General features: G+C 59.8%; 3 protein-coding genes. 1 reads left to right on the top strand and 2 read right to left on the bottom strand.

The genetic code is table 11. The features are described from left to right. Together HLUSI_RS0112675 and polA are read right to left on the bottom strand one after the other, a co-directional pair. On the bottom strand, positions 1 to 713 hold a 713-nt coding region (locus tag HLUSI_RS0112675), incomplete at its 3' end, for an MCP four helix bundle domain-containing protein (protein WP_040503446.1). A 448-nt stretch (positions 714 to 1,161) separates the two neighbouring features. Next, entirely contained in the window at positions 1,162 to 3,948 is a 2,787-nt protein-coding gene (gene polA, locus HLUSI_RS0112670) for a DNA polymerase I (RefSeq protein WP_029363460.1), read from the bottom strand. Here polA and HLUSI_RS0112665 point away from each other — a divergent pair, their 5' ends adjacent. Further along, positions 3,949 to 4,692: an LOG family protein gene (locus HLUSI_RS0112665; protein WP_029363459.1), complete on the top strand. Its 744-nt coding sequence runs from the start codon at positions 3,949 to 3,951 to the stop codon at positions 4,690 to 4,692. The last annotated feature ends 378 nt before the right edge of the window (positions 4,693 to 5,070 follow it).

Below are 5,070 nucleotides of genomic sequence, written 5' to 3'. Positions count from 1 at the left end.
TTGTAGAACTCGTCGCGATTGGCCGCCGCATAGTCAGGCTCGCCGCCGAGTTTCTTCAGCAGGTTGCGGGTGATCCACGCCGCCGCAATCAGCGCAGTGATGATGCCGACGGCGCTGGTGATCAGCATCAGCCAGCGTGCGGCGGTGTAGGCGCTGGTGCTGGCCTGCGAGGCGTCGGTGTTGAGGCGGTCTTCGACTGCCACCAGTGCGGACAACTCGGTCTGCCATTTCTTTTGCACCGGCAGGTATTCGTCCTTGAGGAATTGCGCCAGCTCATAGGCTTCGCGCTTGAGGCCGAGATCGACGGCCTGGTCGATCAGCTTGTGCGCGATGTCGCCCTGCGCCTTGATCTTCTGGATGGCCGCCTTCTTCTCGGCAACCGCACCGGCGTCCTTGTCGAACATGCTGCGCAGCTTCTGCTCCGAGGCCTGGTATTTTTGTGTTTGCGCCTTGATGTAATTGGCTTCTTTTTCGATGTCGTCGGCGCCGCCTTGCAGCATCAGGTTGCGCAGCGAGATGGAGCGTTCGGAAACGGTCCCCATCATTTCATTGACCAGCTTGGTCTCCGGGTTGTTGACCTCGACCACATCGAGGAACCGGCGCTGCATCTGGTCCATGTTGTACAGACCGAACGCCGTCACTGCGATCAGCAGCAACACCACCCACGCGAACCCCAGCCCCAGCCGTGTCCCCACCTTCATCCCTGCAACCATTGACGCCTCCTCGTTTCTGCTTGTCCGAGAAGCGGTCGCCCGCAAATGTCCGCCGAATCCGTCGTCTTGCCATGCTTGTGTTTCCGTCGACGCAACAGCCAACTTCACCGCAACAGCTTCGTGTCTCTACTACGTTTGTATTTGATCTCAAACGGCATCGGGCGATGCCGTTTTTGCAACTTTTATCTCAGCTTTTATCGTTATTCGTTTTGTCTTGTACTGTCTTGTATTTTCAGCAAGTGTGTCCCTTGCCTTCGAAAATGCATTTTGCATCAAACCGCGTTGTCGTGCATCAATATAAATTCATGCGAAAAATGATCCGCAGGACTCTAACGGGTCGTTGACGCGTAGCGAGCGGCTCAAGATTTGGCCGAGGAGCGGAGTCGTACGCAAGTACGTCGAGCACCGCAGGCCAAAGCTTGGGCCGCGCAGTAGCGTCAACGGCCCGTTAGTGGGCTTGGTCCCAGTTTTTGCCAGCGCCTACTTCGGCGATCAGCGGCACCTTGAGCTCGGCAACATTTTTCATCAGTTCCGGCAGTTTTTCACGCACCAGCGCCAGCTCGGCATCGGGCACTTCCATGACCAGTTCATCGTGTACCTGCATGATCAGCTTGGATTGCAAACCATCCTGCTCGATCCAGCCCTGCACGGAAATCATCGCCAGCTTGATCAGGTCCGCTGCGGTGCCCTGCATCGGCGCATTGATCGCCGCCCGTTCGGCGCCCTGCCGGCGCGGGCCGTTGGGCGAGTTGATTTCGGGCAGCCACAGGCGACGGCCGAACACGGTTTCCACATAGCCCTGCGACTTGGCTTCGAGGCGCGTGTCGTCCATGTATTGCTTGACGCTGGAGAAGCGCTGGAAATACTTGTCGATATACATCTGCGCGGCCGAACGCTCGATGCCCAGATTGCCGGCCAGGCCGAAGGCGCTCATGCCGTAGATCAGGCCGAAGTTGATGACCTTGGCATAGCGGCGCTGCTCGCTGGTGACGTCGGCGAGGCCGACGCCGAAGATTTCGGAAGCGGTGGCGCGGTGAATGTCTTCGCCGTCGGCGAAAGCCTTGAGCATGTTCGCGTCTCCCGAGATGTGCGCCATGATGCGCAACTCGATCTGCGAATAGTCGGCGGAGACGATGGTGCTGCCCGGCGGCGCGATGAAGGCTTCGCGGATGCGGCGGCCTTCGGCGGTGCGGATCGGGATGTTTTGCAGATTCGGGTCATTGGACGCCAGCCGACCGGTGACGGCAACCGCCTGTGCGTAATTGGTATGCACGCGGCCGGTGGTCGGATCGACCATCTTGGGCAGCTTGTCGGTGTAGGTCGACTTCAGCTTGGACAAGCCGCGATAGTCGAGCAGGATCTTCGGCAGCGGATAGTCTTCAGCCAGCTTCGCCAGCACTTCTTCATCGGTGGATGGCGTGCCGGAGGGCGTCTTTTTCACGACCGGCAACTGCAGTTTTTCGAACAGGATTTCACCGAGCTGTTTGGGTGAATTCAAGTTGAACGGCTGACCGGCAAGCTCGTACGCCTGCTGTTCGATCTCAAGCATGCGCTTGCCGAGTTCATTCGATTGCGTGGCGAGGATGGCGGCGTCGACCAGCACGCCGTTGCGTTCGATCTTCTGCAGAACAACCGATGTCGGCACCTCGATCTTTTCGTAGATATAGCGCAGCTTGGCGTCGTTCTCGACTTGCGGCCACATGGCCTGGTGCAGCGCCAGCGTGACGTCGGCGTCTTCCGCCGCATATTCGGTGGCGCGTCCGATCTCGACCTGGTCGAAGCAGATTTGCGATGCGCCCTTGCCGCAGACGTCGGTGTAGCTGATGGTGGTGCGGTTCAGATGGCGCAGCGCGAGGCTGTCCATGTCGTGCGTGCGGTGCGATTCGAATACATACGACTCCAGCAGCGTGTCATGTACGATGCCGCGCAACTGGATGCCCTGGTTGGCGAAAATGTGGCTGTCGTATTTGAGGTTCTGTCCGAGCTTGGGCTTGCTGTCGTCTTCCAGCCAGGGCTTGAGCTTGGCCAGCACCAGTTCGCGCGGCAGTTGCGCGGGCATGTCCTGATAGTTGTGCGCGACCGGAATATAGGCCGCACGTCCCGCTTCGCAGCACAGCGAAATGCCGACCAGTTGCGCCTGCATGGGAACCAGCGACGTGGTTTCAGTGTCCACTGCGGTCAGCTTTGCCGCATTGATGGTGGCGATCCAGGTGTCGAGTTGCGCTTCGGTCAGGACGGTTTCGTATTCCTTGGCGATGGCGGCGCTGGTGTCGAACAGGCCGACTTGCGCAGGACCTGCGGCGGCATCGGCGGCGACTGCGCCGGCGGCAGGTGATGTCGCCGCAGGCTTGGCGTCGGCAGAGGCAGCGGAGGCGGCGGCATCCAGTTCACGCAGCCAGGTGCGGAAGTTGTAGCGCGTGAAAATCTCGCGCAGCGCGTCGTTGTCGTTGGCTTGCACGGTCAGCGAATCGAGGATGGTGCCCATGTGCGCCGACAGATCGCAATCGGTTTTCACGGTCACCAGCACGCGCGCTTGCGGCAACCACGGCAAGGCCTTGCGCAGGTTCTCGCCGACCACGCCGGTGATCTTGTCGGCGTTGGCGATGATGCCGTCGAGCGAGTCGTATTGGGTGAGCCATTTGACGGCGGTTTTGGGTCCGCACTTTTCGACGCCGGGAACATTGTCGACGGTGTCGCCGATCAGGCTGAGGTAATCGACGATGCGTTCCGGCGGCACGCCGAATTTACCGATCACGCCGGCGCGATCCATGGTTTCGTTGCTCATGGTGTTGACCAGCGTGACGTGATCGTTGACCAGTTGCGCCATGTCCTTATCGCCGGTGGAGACGACAGTCTTGAGTCCTTCTTCGGCCGCGCGTACACCCAGCGTGCCGATGACGTCGTCAGCCTCGATGCCTTCGACCATCAGGATGGGCCAGCCGAGCGCGCGCACGGCGGCGTGGATCGGCTCAATTTGCAACGCCAAATCTTCCGGCATCGATTTGCGTGTAGCCTTGTACTCGGCGTACAGGTCATCGCGGAATGTCTTGCCCTTGGCGTCGAATATACAAGCGATGTAACTTGCAGGATAATCATTACGCAGTCGGCGCAACATATTGATGATGCCGTACAACGCACCGGTCGGCGCGCCTTCCGCGTTACGCATGTCGGGCAGAGCATGGAATGCACGATAGAGGTAACTGGAACCATCAACTAACAACAAGGTTTTTTGCATATGGAACTTAGAGGAAAAAATGTCCCGCGACTGCGGGAAGTGGATGACATCGAGCGCGCCACCGCCAAGAAGGCGCGCGAGTCATGGCATGTACTCACGATTATGGCAGAATTTATCGAGTCCACCGAGCGCCTGTCCGAGCTGCGCCCGGCGGTTTCCATCTTCGGTTCCGCCCGCACAAAACCGGACGATCCGCATTATGCCTTGTGCGTCGACATCGCCCGACGCCTGTCGGACGCAGGCTTTGCGGTGATCTCGGGCGGCGGCCCGGGCATCATGGAAGCTGCCAACAAGGGCGCCTTCGACGGCGCATCGCCGTCGGTCGGCCTCAACATCGAACTGCCGCATGAGCAGCACGGCAACGGCTGGCAGGACATCTCCCTGTCGTTCCGCCATTTCTTCGCGCGCAAAGTGGCCTTCGTTAAATACGCCGACGCTTACGTGGTGCTGCCTGGCGGCTTCGGCACGCTCGACGAACTGACCGAAGCGCTGACCCTGATGCAGACCGGCAAGTCGCGCCTGATGCCGGTGATCCTGGTCGGCAGCAAATTCTGGGCGGGCCTGATGGAATGGATCCGCACGCGCCTGGTCGACGACGGCATGATTTCCGCCAAGGATCTCGACCTGCTGCAGGTCATCGACGATCCGGCTGAAGTCGTGGTGGCGGTGCAGAAGTTCTACGCAGCGCGCCAAAAACCGGCTGATCCGGAAGACACCGAACGCCAGACCGGCATGTATTTGTAGCCTGATCGCGATCTGCAGCTTGACCGCATGAAACGCCGGCCCGCAACAAGTTTGCCGGCCGGCGTTTTTACGAATGCAGCCCTGTAATTTTTCTACAATATCGCCGTAATCGTTGCATAATCAATGCGACGCCGAACAAATCTCCCTTGGGTCCGTCGAAGCCTGTTCCGCGCAACTTCCTGTTGCCTGTTGCTCTTTTCTTCTCGACGGACCACACATGATTACCAGATACCTGCTGTGCTGCCTGTTTGCATTGCTTGCAATACAGGCGACTCCGTTTACCCGGGCGCAATCGAATGGCGCCGGCCTTGGCGGCGCACTGTCGCCCGCCGTGGCGAAAGTCGCCGACGCCGCCTCCGCCGGCGATGCCGAATCGCA

Origin of the sequence: Herbaspirillum lusitanum P6-12 (assembly GCF_000256565.1) — a bacterium.
GTDB classification, from domain to species: Bacteria; Pseudomonadota; Gammaproteobacteria; order Burkholderiales; family Burkholderiaceae_D; genus Herbaspirillum; species Herbaspirillum lusitanum.
This window is presented reverse-complemented; position numbering and strand designations above follow the sequence as displayed.

Coding starts and splice junctions, on each gene's coding strand:
- polA (WP_029363460.1), bottom strand. CDS start 3,948: ATGCAAAAAACCTTGTTGTTAGTTGATGGTTCCAGTTACCTCTATCGT.
- HLUSI_RS0112665 (WP_029363459.1), top strand. CDS start 3,949: ATGGAACTTAGAGGAAAAAATGTCCCGCGACTGCGGGAAGTGGATGAC.